A 14,808-nucleotide genomic window follows, 5' to 3' on the forward strand; every position below is an offset into this window, starting at 1 on the left:
TAACTTTCTTCTACCACCATAACTAAAAATATTTTTGTCGTAAATATTAAATCTCAGATACTTTGCAGATACACTTCGACAAATTCCTGAGATTTAAAAATTTACTATCTCAATTATTATACTGGAAAATTTGCTAAAACCAAAAATAGTAGATTTTCCGGTTGCATTGTACCCTAAACATGGGTAAAGCTTAGTTTTCATCCCAAACTACTGAAATTTACCTTCTTACTTCAGAATATACTACAGCTATCCAACCGGAGTCGATTTGACAGGGCTAGGATTACAATAATCTTTACAATAACAATGTAGATTTTACTATCGTTATCTATCTGAGCATAAATATTTCTAGATTCTCTTATCGTGAGTTAGGCCACCATGTACCGGAAACTGTTTCAGCTGCGTCAGCGAAAAAGCCAAATGTATCGTACCGAAATCTTGCTAGACCGCTTGTGGGTCATCGGTTTGCTAATAGCAGCATTAACTCTTTATCTAGCCAATCTAGGTGGTCTGCCTTTACGAGACTGGGACGAAGGAATAGTCGCCCAAGTTGCGCGTGAAATATACAACGCACCCCCCGGATCGTTACGCTGGCTTTATCCCACCTTAGCGGGAGAAGCTTACATCAACAAACCGCCCTTAGTTCATCTTCTCATCGCCAGCACATATTCAATTGGGGGAACGATTAATGAGTGGACAACGCGCTTACCCGGAGCAATCTTAACAGCCCTTTCTGTACCACTACTCTACGGCGTGGGGCGAGAAATCTTCACAAGAAGGCTATGGGCAATTTTTAGCGCCTTAGTTTACCTCACATTATTACCAGTAGTGCGACATGGACGTTTAGCGATGTTAGACGGGGCGATATTGTGCTTTTTTCTGTTGACAATTTGGTGTTTATTGCGCTGTCGTCGCGACTTACGTTATTGCTTAGGTGTGGGGATAGGGTTAGGATTGATTGCTTTAACTAAAGGGGTTTTAAGTATATTATTAGGAGCGATCGCACTAGCATTCATAGCCTGGGACACCCCCCGATTACTCACATCAATTTACTTCTGGAGTGGCATCATCATCGGCAGTTTACCCGCCACCTTTTGGTATGCAGCCCAACTACTACATCACGACCCAGCCTACGTTCAAATGTTCATCAACCAAGGCATTTTAAACCAATCCCTCAAACGTATATGGGATCGAGTTGATAACAATTCCGGCCCACCTTGGTACTACATCTTAGAAATACTCAAATACAATTGGCCTTGGTTAATATTTCTACCAAACAGCTTAATTTTAGCTTGGGAAAATCGCAACCTTAGTTGGGCGAAATTAATGCTTACTTGGAGTGGTCTTTACTTATTTATCATCTCCATTATGACCACCAAACTGCCCTGGTATGTCCTACCAATTTACCCAGCATTAGCACTCTTAATCGGCGCACAATTAGCAGAACTTTGGAATTGGCCTAGCAGCAAAACCTTCCCCCGGTCTTGGTTTACCATGTTAACCATCTTAGTTATTGGTTCTTGGGCAGGCTGCATTTATTTTGCCAGATTCGCACCTCAATTAGAAACAGATTTAGTATTAACCTTGACTGCAATAGCATTAACAATGACGATCGCCATTGTATTAATGCTGAAACGCGACCTGCAATTCATCATCATTTTGTTTTGGGGCAGTTATCTCTCCCTATTCCTCCTCATGAATTCTGATAATTGGGTATGGGAACTAGCGGAACAATACCCAGTAAAACCAGTGGCGCAAATGATTCAACAAAGTCACCTACCTCCAACTCAGAAAATTTACACATCCCACCCAGCTTTTCGCCCTTCCTTAGATTTTTACAGCGAACACCAAGTCATTCCCACCACTGTTGACGACCTGAAAAAAATTTGGCAAGAACAACCCTCACCCTACTTCCTACTCAGGTCATATTTTCCCAAAAAACTTAACCTAGAACCCGTGAAAATCATTGGTCAAGTGAAAACAAATACTTCTGAACCTGAAGCTAGCTGGGTCTTAATCACCAAAGACAAATATTACTAAACAACTAGTTTTGGGGACCCGAAAACTTTTGAGTCTTGAGTTAGAGAGTTTTGAGTTAAGAAGTTCTCTTGCCCCCCGAACCCCCCGAACCCCCCGGCGGCGAATGTCAATAAAAATCAATTAATTAGGTTTCGTAACCCAATCCATAAATTGCTCAATAGGATTTTTTTGGGAAGGTTTTTCATCTAAAGTTGCCATAGTATAGCCTAAAAAAATAGCGCTGCATACAATAGCAATTAAAGAAATTGGTTTGGCAATGCGAAAGTCACGACGCATTCGTGCTAAAGGACGACTTTGGCGACGCAGCTTTTGCCCATCAGTTCGGTGTCTCTTAATTGATTGGGGATCTCTTACATAATGACCGCTTTGACTAATCACAAAGCGTTCATGACAAAGGGGACACATATAGAGTCCACTACCTACGTTACTCAGCTTCCTTCCCTGAGAACGATAACAAATCGGGCAAGTAACAGAATTGCCATCAAAAGTGTGAGCATTCATCAGAATTTCCTACTTTTCCACAGGTTGTGCCTTTTTTCAGTGCAATTTACTAAACCTGCTGTCACGCATAGCGCCCAGCCTAGATTGGTCACTTCGATCAGCTAGTGCTATCAGAAGATGACTTTGAGCAAGACCCATCTCTACTAAACATTTCACATTTCCAGTAACCAAGGCAAGTTAAAGATAAATTTATTCAAGGACAAATTTGCATATAGTTCCCAATACTAGTCTACCCAGATTGACTAGCAAAAAAGCAAACTTTTAGCCTTCCTTATCGTTAAAATTTATATGAGAAGCCTGTGAAAAAATTTTAGCTTTCTCTAATTACTTTATATACTCACCTTCATATATAATGACTCCCATTCCCCCCGTTGATTTACGGTTAAATCAACCACCTTTGTCAGATACGGGAAATTCCGATCGTACAACTCACTCCTCTCCCCCATTCACCAGACTTCTCAATCGTCTCCAGCCATCACCAGAAACAGTAGTCATGCTTCTAGCTGTACTCATCGGTGGTGGAACTGGCATGGGAATAGTCACATTTCACTATTTAATTGAACTTATCCACAGCCTCGCCCTAGAGCATTTTATGGGGCTAATCTCTCGTTGGGGGGCTTGGACTTTAGCTTGTGTTCCTACCCTTGGTGGTTTAATAGTTGGTTTAATGCGTTGGCGTTGGCAAGATTTAGGCCCGAGCATTTCTTCGATGATTGCGGCTACTCAGGGTTCCTTAAATGATATGTCCCGCCAACTCAGACCAGTGACTAAAATGGTCGCCGCTTCCGTATCTTTGGGAACTGGGGCTTCTTTAGGCCCCGAAGGGCCAAGCGTCGAAATTGGCGCAAATTTCGGAATGTTACTCGGTCAAGTCCTGCAAGTCTCTCAAGAACGACATCGGTTACTTTTGGGCGCAGGGGCAGCGGCTGGTTTAGCGGCTGGGTTTAATGCGCCGATTGCTGGGGTGTTTTTTGCCTTGGAAGTGGTGTTAGGAACTACTTTTGCGACTTCGGCGGTTAGCGTGGTGTTGTTAGCGGCTGTAGTTTCGGCTTTAATTGCCCAAATTGGTTTGGGGGCACAACCTGCTTTTAGTTTGCCTGTTTATGAGGTTCGCAGTCCTTTAGAGTTGCCTTTATACATTGGTTTGGGTTTACTGGCTAGTTTAGTATCTCTGACTTACACCCAAGCAATTCAAACTGCTGGACGTTGCTTTAAGGGGCAAGTGAAAGGCTTTACTTGGTTGGGTAAAATTCCCCGCTTTGTTCATCCAGTAATTGGTGGGTTATGTGTTGGGTTAGTCGCCCTAAAATGGCCGCAAATTTTGGGTATTGGCTATGAAACTGTGGAAGCGATGCTGCAAGATGTGGAGTTTCCCCTTCAGTTGTTGGTGGTGTTACTGGTGGTGAAACTGGTAATGACTGCTTTGAGTGTGGGTAGCGGTTTGGTTGGTGGTGTGTTTGCGCCCGCGATGTTTTTGGGTTCATCTTTAGGCGCTGCTTATGGGAAAACTCTGGCTATTTTGTTGCCGGGAATGAGTGCTAGTATGGCAGGACCACCTGCTTATGCAATGGTGGGTATGGCGGCGGTTTTGGCTGGGAGTGTGCGTGCGCCACTGACGGCGATTCTGTTACTGTTTGAGTTAACACGAGATTATCGGATTGTTTTGCCTTTGATGGCTGCTGTGGGTTTGAGTGTGTGGTTGGTGGATTTACTTAAACCAAGGGCGACTCAGGCTTTGAATCTTCAGCAGATGGGTGTAAATTTGAGTAAAGACCAGAATGTTGAGGTCTTAAAACAAATGCCTGTTTCGGCGGCTATGCAGCCACCTAAGTTGTTACTTGTTGATTCTCTACCAGTTTTAGAGGCTGGTGTTTCTTTAACTAATCATCAGTGTCACACTGCTTTGGTGGTTGATGAACACAAGCAGTTAATTGGGTTAATTACTCTGCAAGATATTAATCGAGCGATCGCACGCGCAGAAACCACTCCCTCTGGTTATAATATCCTTGACCAAACACTGGCTGATATTTGCACCAGAGAGATACTCTACGCTTACGAAGATGAATCTCTAGCTGATGCCCTATCCCGCATGGCGGCGCGTGGTTTACATCAGCTACCAGTAGTGGCGCGAGATCATCCTCTGCAAGTTTTAGGTTTATTGGAACAGGAAGGGATTAATTTGGCTTGTACTGTGGCAGTTACTCATCAAGCCATTAATCGTTACTTGCCCATGTTGGCTCAAGAGTTGCCTGTTTCCAAAGCTAAACAAACCGTTTGAACACTTTAAACCCTGCATCATTACAATCAAAGAAGGTATCCTTTGTCGATCGGGAAGTTTTGCTCAGGCTGGCAGCTAGAAGCGAGTTCCCGGTCTTTTTTGTGGAAAAGCAACCGCATTGAGTAAAGTTTTTCCCGATCAATGCTTGCTTCACACTCTATTTTGATGAGAATTTGTTGATGTAAGATCGCACTTCTGTTGCAACTATTCTCTTGGTTTTATTTCAGGATGCAGTTTAAGTTGTTCTCGGTCAGTTAACTTGGGAATATTTAAGCTCTCTTGGGCCAATATTTTTGTAGGTTGTGGCGTTGCAGTCCCAATTCACAATCTAGCTACGCAGGGCAAATTATTCCTCTTGGGCGGGATTACCCTCACTATCAATTTGGCGTAACCGAATGTGCTTACGTCCCAAAGAAATTTCAAACTCATCTCCTGGCTGCAAACCCATCTGTGATGTGTAAGCTGAACCAATTAATAAGTTACCGTTTGATTGGACGCTAATCCGATAGCTAGCACTGCGTCCACCACGACCATTTCCACCTTGTTTGCTGTCTAACTGAACGCCTTCGGCATCAATCAGAGCATTCAAGAATTTCATCATGTTGACACGCTCTACACCATTTTTGGTAACAGTGTAGTAGCCACAGGCTTTCGCCTTTTCTTCTTTGGTTAGGTTGTCTAGCTCTTTGACTTTCTTTAACAGAGCTTCTCCCACTAGGGGTTCGATCTTTTTGCTTTTATTCATTAACTTGACTCAAAAAGAATTGCTTCAACTAGTTTATAGTATCCGATCCTGAGTTGTGTTTTGCTATGCTTATGAAGCGATAGCTTTTTATCAACTCACAAATCTATCTTATATCGTTAGCTGTAAATTGTTCAAGATAGTAAAGGTAAATATTGATGATATTTTGCTCTCTTATTAATCAGCTGACTCTTGTAGGGGAGGGTAAGGGAAACTAGATAGATAATGACTGGCGATCGATCTAAGTACCTACATCTATCTTATGGCGGGTGGTTGTTGAAGGAAATTACCCAAAGAAAGAAAGCCCAAAATTTTCGAGATTGTAAAGTAAAGATGAAGCTGACTACTAAAGGACATTACAGTGTAAAGGCGCTGTTAGATTTAAGTCAAAAGCCTGGATATGGGCCGACTTCTGTCAAAGCGATCGCTAAACGTCAAGAAATCCCAGCCCCATATTTAGAAAAATTACTTATAGAAATGCGGCGGGCAGGGATAGTAGAATCAGTACGCGGATCTCAAGGAGGATATAAATTAGCTAATTCCCCCGATAAAATTTCATTAGGACAAATTTTAGAAGCTGTTGGCGAAACAATTGAACCGCTACCCCGCCACACTCCCGATGCCAAAATAGCTGAAGATTGGGTAACGTTTGCTATCTGGCGACGGTTGCATCAAAAATTAAAAGAAGCACTGTACAGCGTGACCTTAGAAGACTTATACTATGATGCCCGAAGTTGGCAAGCAGCATTAGGGGAAGAAACAAGTTTTGTTGTTTAGTCATTAGTCAGTTGAGCAATAATCAAGTAATTCTAGCGATCGCAGCTACATTAGACTATCTAATAGGAGATCCTTGGGGATGGCCTCATCCAGTGCGACTCATGGGTTGGATGATCCATAATTTTCAAACATTTACTACGAAATATTTCCCCCATCCGCAAGCACAACGAAGCGCTGGTATAGTATTAGCGATCGGACTAGTAACTATCAGCGGGAGCAGCGGTTGGTTAATCGGACAAGCTGCCCAAAGCTTACATCCTTTATTAGGAATTATAATAGCAAGTATTCTCCTAGCAAGTTGTTTTGCCGGACGTAGCTTAAGAACAGCTGGGGAAGAAGTATTACAATCACTTAACGAAAAAGACATCGCCGCGACTCGTTCTATTTTAAGTCGATATGTTGGAAGAGACACCGAGCAATTAACCGAAACAGAAATTTTGCGGGCGGTTTTAGAAACAGTCACCGAAAATGCCACCGATGGAGTCATGGCACCGCTGTTTTATGCTATTTTAGGTGCTTTTTTACCTGGAGTGGGAAGCGTTCCTTTAGCACTAGCTTATAAAGCTGCCAGTACTCTCGATTCAATGGTAGGTTATCGAGAATATCCTTATATATATATAGGATGGTTTAGTGCCAAACTAGAAGACATTCTGACTTGGCTACCCTGCCGATTGTTAGTCATTACCTTAGCAATTTTATCTGGTAAACCTTTGTATATTTGGCAAATCTGTCGGAGGGATGCCGTAAAAGATTCTAGTCCTAATTCTGGCTGGAGTGAATGTGCTTATGCTGCTGTGCTCGGTGTACAGTTAGGAGGTACTAATTGGTATCGTGGCGTTGCCAAACAAAAACCTTTATTAGGAGATCAAATTAACCCGATTACTGCCCAGAAAATTAAACAAGCAACATTACTCACTCGATATTGCTTCTTGATTTGGTTAGCGATCGCCTTAGTTATTTTGACTCGGTTTTAGGAACAATACAACTTGTTCCTTGTCTGTACTCTTATCAGCTGAGTAAAATCTCCACTGGAAATACCCGTTTTCAGGGATTTCCCACAGCCAAACAGGAGTGAGTGATGCCGAAAAGATTTTTGCAAGCCGTAATTCTGACAATAATAATTAAAGTGCTAGCCTCAACAAGTTCGCCGAATTTCCCTGACATTACTTCAGCAAGAGTATCCCCGGCTAGTAAAACTTCCATAACTTTGCTTTATCACTGGTTGGATCGTTTTAGCGATAAGCCTAACGGCAGGCTACGCCAACGCTTTACCAAAGAATTTGATAATCGCATTGATTAACTGCACGCTAAACTTCAAGAGAAGCTAAACAACGCAGGAAGCAAGCAGCCATGACTAATCGCCTTGCCCAATCTCCCAGCCTCTACCTTCGCAAACACGCCGAAAATCCGATAAACTGGTGGCCTTGGTCTGAAGAAGCTTGTGCTATCGCCCGTCAAGAAAATAAACCCATTTTCCTCTCCATTGGTTACTCTAGCTGCCACTGGTGTACCGTCATGGAAGGCGAAGCATTTTCTGACCTGACTATTGCCGAGTATATGAATGCTAATTTTATCGCCATTAAAGTCGATCGCGAAGAAAGACCCGATCTAGATAGCATCTATATGCAAGGTCTACAGATGATGACAGGGCAAGGCGGTTGGCCTTTAAATGTATTTTTAGACCCCCATACTTTGGCACCTTTTTATGGTGGCACTTATTTCCCTGTAGAACCTCGCTATGGAAGACCGGGATTTTTGCAAGTTCTGCAAGCGATTCGCCGTCATTATGACACGGAAAAAGCTAAAGTTGACTCTGTAACCTCAGAAATCCTGGGTTATTTGCAGCAATCAGCCAGTATGGTATCTTCTGCTGAAGTAGAAATCGGTACAGCCTTACTAGGTAAAGGTTTAGAAACAAATACAGGTGTTCTGAGTCATAGTGGTTCAGGGCCTAATTTTCCGATGATTCCCTACGCAGATGTAGCTTTGCGGAGTACCAGGTTTAATCTAGCTAGCAAATATCCGGTAAAACAACTCTGCACTAAACGCGGTTTAGATTTAGCATTGGGAGGCATTTTCGATCATGTCGCTGGTGGTTTTCATCGCTACACCGTTGACGGGACTTGGACGGTGCCGCACTTTGAGAAGATGCTTTACGATAATGGTCAAATTGTGGAGTATTTAGCGAACTTGTATGCTTTGGGAGTGAAAGAGGTTGTTTTTGAAAGAGCGATCGCACTCACAGTACAATGGCTAACTAGAGAAATGACTGCAAAAGAAGGTTATTTCTGGGCCGCCCAAGACGCTGATAATTTTGCCGACCCTGAAGACTTAGAACCAGAAGAAGGTAACTTTTATGTCTGGAGTTACTTAGAATTACAAAAATTGTTAACTCCAGAAGAATTAACCGAAATTCAAAAATATTTTACCGTTACAAACGAAGGAAATTTCGAGGGAACCAACGTTTTACAAAAGCGCGATCCTAGTCCTTTAACTAATACTTTAGAATCAGCTTTTACCAAATTATTTGCTGTTCGTTATGGCGCTACACCCGACAAAGTAAAAACTTTTCCCCCCGCCCGAAACAACCAAGAAGCAAGAACGAAAAAATGGCCCGGAAGAATTCCTCCAGTCACAGATACGAAAATGATTGTGGCTTGGAATAGTTTAATGATTTCTGGTTTAGCTAGGGCTGCGGCTGTGTTTGCAGAACCCTCTTATTTAGCCCCAGCAGTGCAAGCGGCTAAATTTATTTTAGAAAATCAGTGGGTAAAAGACCGTTTCTTTCGAGTCAACTATGAAGGTGAAGTAGCAGTTTCCGCACAGTCTGAGGATTATGCTTTCTTCATTAAAGCACTGTTAGATTTACATCAAGCAACATTAGGAATTGAGCAAGAAAACGCGCAATTTTGGTTAGAAAAAGCGCAACAAGTGCAAACAGAATTCGATGAATTCTTGTGGAGTGTGGAATTAGGAGGATATTTTAATACTGCCAGTGATGCTAGTGATAATTTGCTAGTAAGAGAGAGGAGTTATATCGATAATGCTACTCCTTCTGCTAATGGAATTGCGATCGCCAACTTAGTCAGATTAGCCCTTTTAACAGAAGATTTAACATATCTCGATCGAGCAGAACTTGCCCTCCAAGCCTTCAGCGAAATCATGAACAAATCCCCCTCAGCTTGCCCCAGCCTATTCACCGCCCTAGACTGGTATCGTAACCACACCTTAATTCGTACTAATAACGAAGAACTAAAATTCCTCAAACAACAATATCTCCCCACCGCAGTCACAATTTTGACCGACGAACTACCACCCGGAACCGTTGGCTTAGTGTGCCAAGGACTAAGTTGCACAGAACCCTCCAAAAATCACGAACACTTGTGGCAGAGAATACAGGAGAGTCTAAGTAGAGGGTAGAGGCTCTTGGCGCAGGGGAGCAGGGGAGCAGAGGGGCAGAGGGGCAGAGAGGCAGGGGGCAGAGGGGCAGAGGGGCAGAGGGGCAGAGAGGCAGAGAGGCAGAGGAGGAATGATATTGTACTATCATACGGAGAAAGTAATTTTTAGCAGTTTCAAATGAATCAAAAGAAGCCTATCCAGAGTCACCGAGATTTGGAAGTGTATCAGTTGGCATTTGAGGTGGCGATGCAAATTTTTGAATTGAGTAAGAAATTCCCTGTCGAGGAACGTTTCTCACTCACAGATCAAATTCGTCGTTCTTCACGCTCTGTATGTGCTAACTTAGCTGAAGCATGGCGTAAGCGTCGTTATCAAGCAGCATTTGTGGCTAAGTTAAGCGACTCCGAAGCAGAAGCAGCAGAAACTCAAAGCTGGATAGAGTTTGCCGTCAAATCTAACTATCTAGAAGTTGAACAGGGAAGAGAGCTATATCGAAATTACAATAAAATTCTCGGTATGTTAGTCAATATGATTATCAACCCTTCTCCCTGGCTAATGCGACGCGAATAACCAGAGAGCGGAAATTCAATCATTCTCTGGCATCCCCTCTGCCCCTCTGCCCCTCTGCTCCTCTGCCCCTCTGCCCCTCTGCTCCTCTGCCCCTCTGCCCCTCTGCCCCTCTGCTCCTCTGCCCCTCTGCCCCTCTGCTCCCCTGCTCCCCTGCTCCTCTGACGAAGATGCTTCCAAAACCTTGGGATTAGTGGGAGGGATTCTTTCGATATTAATTAAAGATTGCATGACTAATTTCACCACTGGCGCAGCTACAGCACCACCAGAACCCCCTTTTGGTTCATCTACTACCGCCGCGACTACGTAACGGGGAGATTCTAAAGGCAAAATAGCCACAAAACTGGTAACTTTCGCATCGCTGTAACCACCTTTGGGGCTGGCTTTTTGGGCTGTACCTGTTTTACCACCTATTCTATAACCGGGAATCTGGGCGGCTTTACCAGTACCTTTTGTGACTACGCTTTCCATCATTTCTGCAACTATTTCGGCAGTTTTTGGAGAGAAGACAGTTTTAGGTGGGGGTAATGTAGGTTGCCAGGTAAGTTCGTTTTTGGAGTTATATAAACCTTGAACTACATGAGGAGTGACTAGTTTGCCGCCGTTAGCTAGGGTAGCTGTCATTCGGACTAAGTGCAGCGGAGTGATGGAGAAACCTTGACCAAAAGCAGCAGTAGCAGGTTCAATGGGTAAGCCAGTAAAAATGCGCTCTGGCTTGAGTTTGCTATTGGCTCTAAAGGGAAGGTCACTTAAGAGAGCCGATCCTACTCCTAAACGTTTTAACCAGTTATAGTAAACTTTGGGCTGGAGGGTTTGCATGATTTGTACCATGCCGACGTTGCTGGAAACTTGGATAATTTTAGTGACGTTGATTCTGCCATGTCCTCCGCCATGAGCATTTCTAATCACTTTGTTACTAACTTTAATCGCGCCCCCATCTGAGAAAACGCTGTTGGGTTGAATTGATTTATTTTCTAAGGCAATGGCGACATTGATAGGTTTGAAGGTGGAACCTGGTTCATAAAGGTCTGTTAGTGCCCAGTTTTTGAACACAGATGTATCGTTATACTTATAAACTTCGTTGGGATTGTAGGTAGGTTCGGCAACTAATGCCAGTAAGGAACCATCCCGCGCATCCATGACAATTACAGTACCTCGTTTGGCTTTGAATTCGGCCATTTTGGTTTTCAAAGCAATACGGGCGGCGCGTTGCAGGCGCACGTCTATTGTCAGCCTCACACGGCTATCATCGGCGTTAAATAAGCCTTGTGGGGCATAGTCTGGCATCACGGCACCATTGCCAGCCCGATTTAATCTGAGTACTTTTAAGGAACGTTCTAGTAAGGTTTCTCGGCTGTATTCTAAACCTGCTTGTCCTTTATGATTGTCATCAACGTATCCGACGATATCGGCTGCGGTTTCTTTTGTGGGATAAAGGCGGGAGTAGTTTTGAATTAGTTCTAAGCCGTCTTGCCTCATGGCGGTGATTTTATCGGCTACTTCTTGTACTATTTTGTCCTTAACCCGAATGCCGCTAGGGGCGCTGTTAAATTTGCTCAGAAGTTCGGCTGTTGATAGTCCAATTAGGGGGGCTAGTTGGTTGGCAATTTCTTCTTTTGTTTGTCTGCGGAAGATTTTCGGGTGGGCGTAGAGGGTGTAGACTGGACGATCGACTGCTAATACGTTATTGTTGCGATCGACTATGGAACGCCTGGGTACAAAGGGACGAAGGGTGATTTCTTGCTGCTGCTTGGCGTAACGTTCTAAAAATCTCCCTTGGATAAGTTGCAACCGAAACAAATTCCAGCACAATCCTAAACCTCCCAAAAGCAAAATTATCCACACAATTACTAAGCGGATTTCTTTTGGGTTTTTAATTACACTTGGCAAATAATTAGCCCCAAGTCGCTTCATATTTGAAAAGGAGGGAGGATGAGATTTAGCCATAATAGATTTTAGAATTACAATTTGTCGCTGCTTAGTACCCTAGTGGAGTTGGCCCAGTTGTGGGAGTAGGTGCTGATTTTACAGAACTACGAGGACTTTTAGTGGCTGGTCTTTGGGGGGCTGCTTCTAAGAATAGGTTATTTTCTGGGGTTGGTGGTATTAGTCCTTGATTTTGGGTTTCGGCTGTTTCTGCTAGTTGATTCTTTCTTTCTTCAATGGCTGTAGTTAGTTCACGTTCTTTTCTTTGTAAGGATTGCAGTTTTTGGTATTCCTGATTCCACTGTTGTTGCGAGTAGACTATGGCAGCATAAGATGAGAGTGTAGCACTGATTAAGATCAAGGCGATCGCTGATGTGTATCTCTGAGATGTGTTTAACCATTGCACCCAAATTGGTGCTGTTGGCGACAGATGACTAATTTTCGATTTTGCCAGCCTTGGGTATGAAATTTTACTTTGGGAAGCACTTTTAGATTTAGGCGCAAATGACATCAGAGTTCTCCAAGTTATTTATCTAAAATCAATCATACATAGCTAAATTAACTTCACAGATATCCATTTTTAGCTATAACTGATTTGACTGTGTTATAATATTGCGCGGTCTAAGCTAAGCGAAAAAAAGCAGATTTTACTTTTTGCGCTAGCCTAGCTGAGAAACTTTGCAGCAAGAATCGGACGTAACAGCATCAGCTTGACGGCTAAACTGTCAATGTTATTATCATGATCTAGCAGGTAATCTAATCTGCACTAATTAACTCACGAGGAGTGTATGAATAAAAAAATTTGGTCTGTAGTTTTCGGACTTGGCTTAGCTTTTACCTTAGCAGCCTGTGGTGAGCAAGCACAAGAAACAACACCCCCAGCCGCAACCACACCAGCAAAACCTCCAGCCGCAACCACACCTCCAGCCGCAACCACACCTCCAGCCGCAAGCACACCCGCAGCTACTCCAAGCAAACCAGCAACACCTCCAAAGCCTTAAGGAATTGCCAACTCTTTATTAGCTTTCGCTAGCTAAGCATCTATATTTTTGAGGATAATAATTCTTCGCCCCATAAAGCGAAAAATTATCTCATCTGAAGGAGTTCTGCCTTTTTCAAAGAGTTTTTTGGCAACAAGGACTTGGGAAAAGGCAGAAAAAACCTTTACCCTTGACCAATTTTTGGTTTAGCAATTGAACTAGCTGTTAGCTGAATGCTATTACTACAATTTAGTACTTCCCACTACTGTCGCAAGGCGCGTTTAGCATTGGGATATAAAGGAATTAGCTACGAAGTAGAGAATTTAACGCCGGGATTGCATAGAATAAAGTTAAAACCAATGACAGGTTTAACTACTGTACCAGTGCTGTTACCGCAAGTGTCGGGTTTACCGGATGCGATCGCAGATTCTACCGAAATATTCAAGTTTTTGGAATCCTACCAACCTGAACCAAGTTTATTACCAAAACCAGAGCAGCAAACAGCAGCTTGGATGTTAGAAGATTGGTTAGATGAAAGTATTGGTACTGCCACTAGATTTATTTATTATGATTTTCGAGCCGGAGTTGGAAAGCAAATTGATCCTTCTTGGTTTAGCCAACTTTTAATTCAGGTAGTGCGTCGTCAGTATCAGATTAATGCAGCTACGGTAAATCTGGCGAAACAGCGAATCAAGCTGGCATTGGAAGTATTAAAACCTTGGCAAGAGCAACCCTATTTAGTAGGAGAAAGTTTGAGTGTAGCAGATATAGCTGCTGCTGCCTTGTTGAGTCCTTTGGCTTTAATTCCTGAATATCGACAGGAGTATCCTTGGTTATTTGCCAGGATAAAAGAAATTCACGAAATTTGTCGAGAGCCATTGCCACCGGGGTTGGTTTAGGCAGGGGGGCAGAGGGGCAGGGGGGCAGAGGGGCAGGGGGGCAGAGGGGCAGAGGGGCAGAGGGGCAGAGGGGCAGAGGGGCAGGGGGGCAAAATAGAAAATCTAAAGTTATGTAGGTAATAGGTAATTAGGGAATGTTTTATAGATTGGGGAAGATGGGGATTTTGGGTTTTGCTGTGCCTTTGTGGGTTGGGTGTTTTCCGAGGGTTGTGCAAGCCCTGCCGCCGCCGGAGGATATGCCGGAAGAGATTTTGCGGACGGAAATTATTACGGAGGCGCGATCGCCGATCGATGGTAAACTTTTGAGTGCAGCCCAGTACGCTGAATTACAAGCGTCACTGCAATTAGATTCCCCTCCAGAACCAATGGTGAGCCGTGATATTAAGCATTTGATTTTTCTGCTGCGTTTGCGATCGCAAATCCGTCTAATCCTACCGTTTTTAGATTTTTAATAGCAGACTGAAATTCTAACCCGAACAAGAGGAAAAAGAGAACCTTTTCCCCTGTGCCCCTGTGCCCCTGTGCCCCTGTGCCCCTGTGCCCCTGTGCCCCTGTGCCCCTGTGCCCCTGTGCCCCTGTGCCCCTGTGCCCCTGTGCCCCTGTGCCCCTCTGCCTTGCCAAATAATAGCCATGACAACCATCCCCACTGGTCGTTCTTGCTAAAAGTGTGTAAAAAAATGTATTAAATATAAACTATTTCTA

General features: G+C 43.5%; 14 protein-coding genes. 10 read left to right on the forward strand and 4 right to left on the reverse strand.

Annotation, left to right across the window (positions count from 1 at the left end; genetic code table 11):
• Positions 1–375 precede the first annotated feature (375 nt).
• On the forward strand, positions 376–2,037 hold the full coding sequence (locus ACE1CI_RS00185) for an ArnT family glycosyltransferase (protein ID WP_413267104.1): 1,662 nt from the start codon (positions 376–378) through the stop codon (positions 2,035–2,037).
• Positions 2,038–2,157: 120 nt separating this feature from the next.
• Here the strand turns inward: ACE1CI_RS00185 and ACE1CI_RS00190 are convergent, their stop codons facing one another.
• On the reverse strand, positions 2,158–2,538 hold the full coding sequence (locus ACE1CI_RS00190) for a hypothetical protein (RefSeq protein ID WP_413267103.1): 381 nt from the start codon (positions 2,536–2,538) through the stop codon (positions 2,158–2,160).
• Between the two features lie 352 nt (positions 2,539–2,890).
• On the opposite strand from ACE1CI_RS00190, the gene ACE1CI_RS00195 reads away from it, so the two are divergent.
• Entirely contained in the window at positions 2,891–4,816 is a 1,926-nt protein-coding gene (locus tag ACE1CI_RS00195; RefSeq protein WP_413267102.1) for a chloride channel protein, read from the forward strand.
• A 346-nt stretch (positions 4,817–5,162) separates the two neighbouring features.
• Here the strand turns inward: ACE1CI_RS00195 and ACE1CI_RS00200 are convergent, their stop codons facing one another.
• On the reverse strand, positions 5,163–5,561 hold the full coding sequence (locus ACE1CI_RS00200) for an AbrB family transcriptional regulator (protein WP_413267101.1): 399 nt from the start codon (positions 5,559–5,561) through the stop codon (positions 5,163–5,165).
• A 330-nt stretch (positions 5,562–5,891) separates the two neighbouring features.
• On the opposite strand from ACE1CI_RS00200, the gene ACE1CI_RS00205 reads away from it, so the two are divergent.
• The 5 genes from ACE1CI_RS00205 (at position 5,892) to ACE1CI_RS00225 (ending at position 10,304) form a co-directional block, all read left to right on the forward strand.
• A complete protein-coding gene (locus ACE1CI_RS00205) occupies positions 5,892–6,335 on the forward strand; it encodes an RrF2 family transcriptional regulator (protein WP_413267107.1) in 444 nt (147 codons plus the stop codon).
• Between the two features lie 11 nt (positions 6,336–6,346).
• Positions 6,347–7,309, forward strand: a complete 963-nt coding sequence (gene cbiB / locus ACE1CI_RS00210) for an adenosylcobinamide-phosphate synthase CbiB (RefSeq protein WP_413267100.1) — start codon at positions 6,347–6,349, stop codon at positions 7,307–7,309.
• 104 nt (positions 7,310–7,413) lie between these two features.
• Entirely contained in the window at positions 7,414–7,635 is a 222-nt protein-coding gene (locus ACE1CI_RS00215) for a QAALIT motif small membrane protein (RefSeq protein WP_413267099.1), read from the forward strand.
• 50 nt (positions 7,636–7,685) lie between these two features.
• Positions 7,686–9,755: a thioredoxin domain-containing protein gene (locus ACE1CI_RS00220; RefSeq protein WP_413267098.1), complete on the forward strand. Its 2,070-nt coding sequence runs from the start codon at positions 7,686–7,688 to the stop codon at positions 9,753–9,755.
• 156 nt (positions 9,756–9,911) lie between these two features.
• Entirely contained in the window at positions 9,912–10,304 is a 393-nt protein-coding gene (locus ACE1CI_RS00225) for a four helix bundle protein (protein WP_413267097.1), read from the forward strand.
• A 15-nt stretch (positions 10,305–10,319) separates the two neighbouring features.
• On the opposite strand, the gene ACE1CI_RS00230 is transcribed toward ACE1CI_RS00225, so the two are convergent.
• Positions 10,320–12,248, reverse strand: coding sequence for a penicillin-binding transpeptidase domain-containing protein (locus tag ACE1CI_RS00230; RefSeq protein ID WP_496615162.1), 1,929 nt, complete (start codon positions 12,246–12,248; stop codon positions 10,320–10,322).
• Positions 12,249–12,279: 31 nt separating this feature from the next.
• Positions 12,280–12,738, reverse strand: coding sequence for a hypothetical protein (locus tag ACE1CI_RS00235; RefSeq protein ID WP_413267095.1), 459 nt, complete (start codon positions 12,736–12,738; stop codon positions 12,280–12,282).
• A gap of 277 nt (positions 12,739–13,015) precedes the next feature.
• On the opposite strand from ACE1CI_RS00235, the gene ACE1CI_RS00240 reads away from it, so the two are divergent.
• From ACE1CI_RS00240 to ACE1CI_RS00250, 3 genes are all read left to right on the forward strand, one after another.
• Complete coding sequence (locus tag ACE1CI_RS00240; protein ID WP_496615163.1) at positions 13,016–13,228, forward strand: hypothetical protein; 213 nt, start codon at positions 13,016–13,018, stop codon at positions 13,226–13,228.
• Between the two features lie 212 nt (positions 13,229–13,440).
• Positions 13,441–14,106 carry a glutathione S-transferase family protein gene (locus tag ACE1CI_RS00245; protein WP_413267093.1) on the forward strand — a complete coding sequence of 222 codons (666 nt, stop codon included), beginning with the start codon at positions 13,441–13,443 and terminating at the stop codon, positions 14,104–14,106.
• A 155-nt stretch (positions 14,107–14,261) separates the two neighbouring features.
• Positions 14,262–14,558 (forward strand): glutathione S-transferase, encoded by a 297-nt coding sequence (locus tag ACE1CI_RS00250; protein ID WP_459564067.1) that lies wholly within the window; start codon positions 14,262–14,264, stop codon positions 14,556–14,558.
• Positions 14,559–14,808: the final 250 nt, after the last annotated feature.

The organism is Floridaenema flaviceps BLCC-F50 (assembly GCF_041929275.2).
Taxonomy (GTDB): Bacteria; Cyanobacteriota; Cyanobacteriia; order Cyanobacteriales; family Aerosakkonemataceae; genus Floridanema; species Floridanema flaviceps.

Excerpts from the sequence above, each read along its gene's own strand:
- ACE1CI_RS00235 (WP_413267095.1), bottom strand. The coding sequence starts at position 12,738 with ATGTCATTTGCGCCTAAATCTAAAAGTGCTTCCCAAAGTAAAATTTCA.
- ACE1CI_RS00240 (WP_496615163.1), top strand. The coding sequence starts at position 13,016 with ATGAATAAAAAAATTTGGTCTGTAGTTTTCGGACTTGGCTTAGCTTTT.
- ACE1CI_RS00230 (WP_496615162.1), bottom strand. The coding sequence starts at position 12,248 with ATGGCTAAATCTCATCCTCCCTCCTTTTCAAATATGAAGCGACTTGGG.
- ACE1CI_RS00245 (WP_413267093.1), top strand. The coding sequence starts at position 13,441 with ATGCTATTACTACAATTTAGTACTTCCCACTACTGTCGCAAGGCGCGT.
- ACE1CI_RS00215 (WP_413267099.1), top strand. The coding sequence starts at position 7,414 with ATGCCGAAAAGATTTTTGCAAGCCGTAATTCTGACAATAATAATTAAA.
- ACE1CI_RS00185 (WP_413267104.1), top strand. The coding sequence starts at position 376 with ATGTACCGGAAACTGTTTCAGCTGCGTCAGCGAAAAAGCCAAATGTAT.
- ACE1CI_RS00250 (WP_459564067.1), top strand. The coding sequence starts at position 14,262 with ATGGGGATTTTGGGTTTTGCTGTGCCTTTGTGGGTTGGGTGTTTTCCG.
- ACE1CI_RS00220 (WP_413267098.1), top strand. The coding sequence starts at position 7,686 with ATGACTAATCGCCTTGCCCAATCTCCCAGCCTCTACCTTCGCAAACAC.
- ACE1CI_RS00205 (WP_413267107.1), top strand. The coding sequence starts at position 5,892 with ATGAAGCTGACTACTAAAGGACATTACAGTGTAAAGGCGCTGTTAGAT.
- ACE1CI_RS00195 (WP_413267102.1), top strand. The coding sequence starts at position 2,891 with ATGACTCCCATTCCCCCCGTTGATTTACGGTTAAATCAACCACCTTTG.
- ACE1CI_RS00200 (WP_413267101.1), bottom strand. The coding sequence starts at position 5,561 with ATGAATAAAAGCAAAAAGATCGAACCCCTAGTGGGAGAAGCTCTGTTA.
- ACE1CI_RS00190 (WP_413267103.1), bottom strand. The coding sequence starts at position 2,538 with ATGAATGCTCACACTTTTGATGGCAATTCTGTTACTTGCCCGATTTGT.
- ACE1CI_RS00225 (WP_413267097.1), top strand. The coding sequence starts at position 9,912 with ATGAATCAAAAGAAGCCTATCCAGAGTCACCGAGATTTGGAAGTGTAT.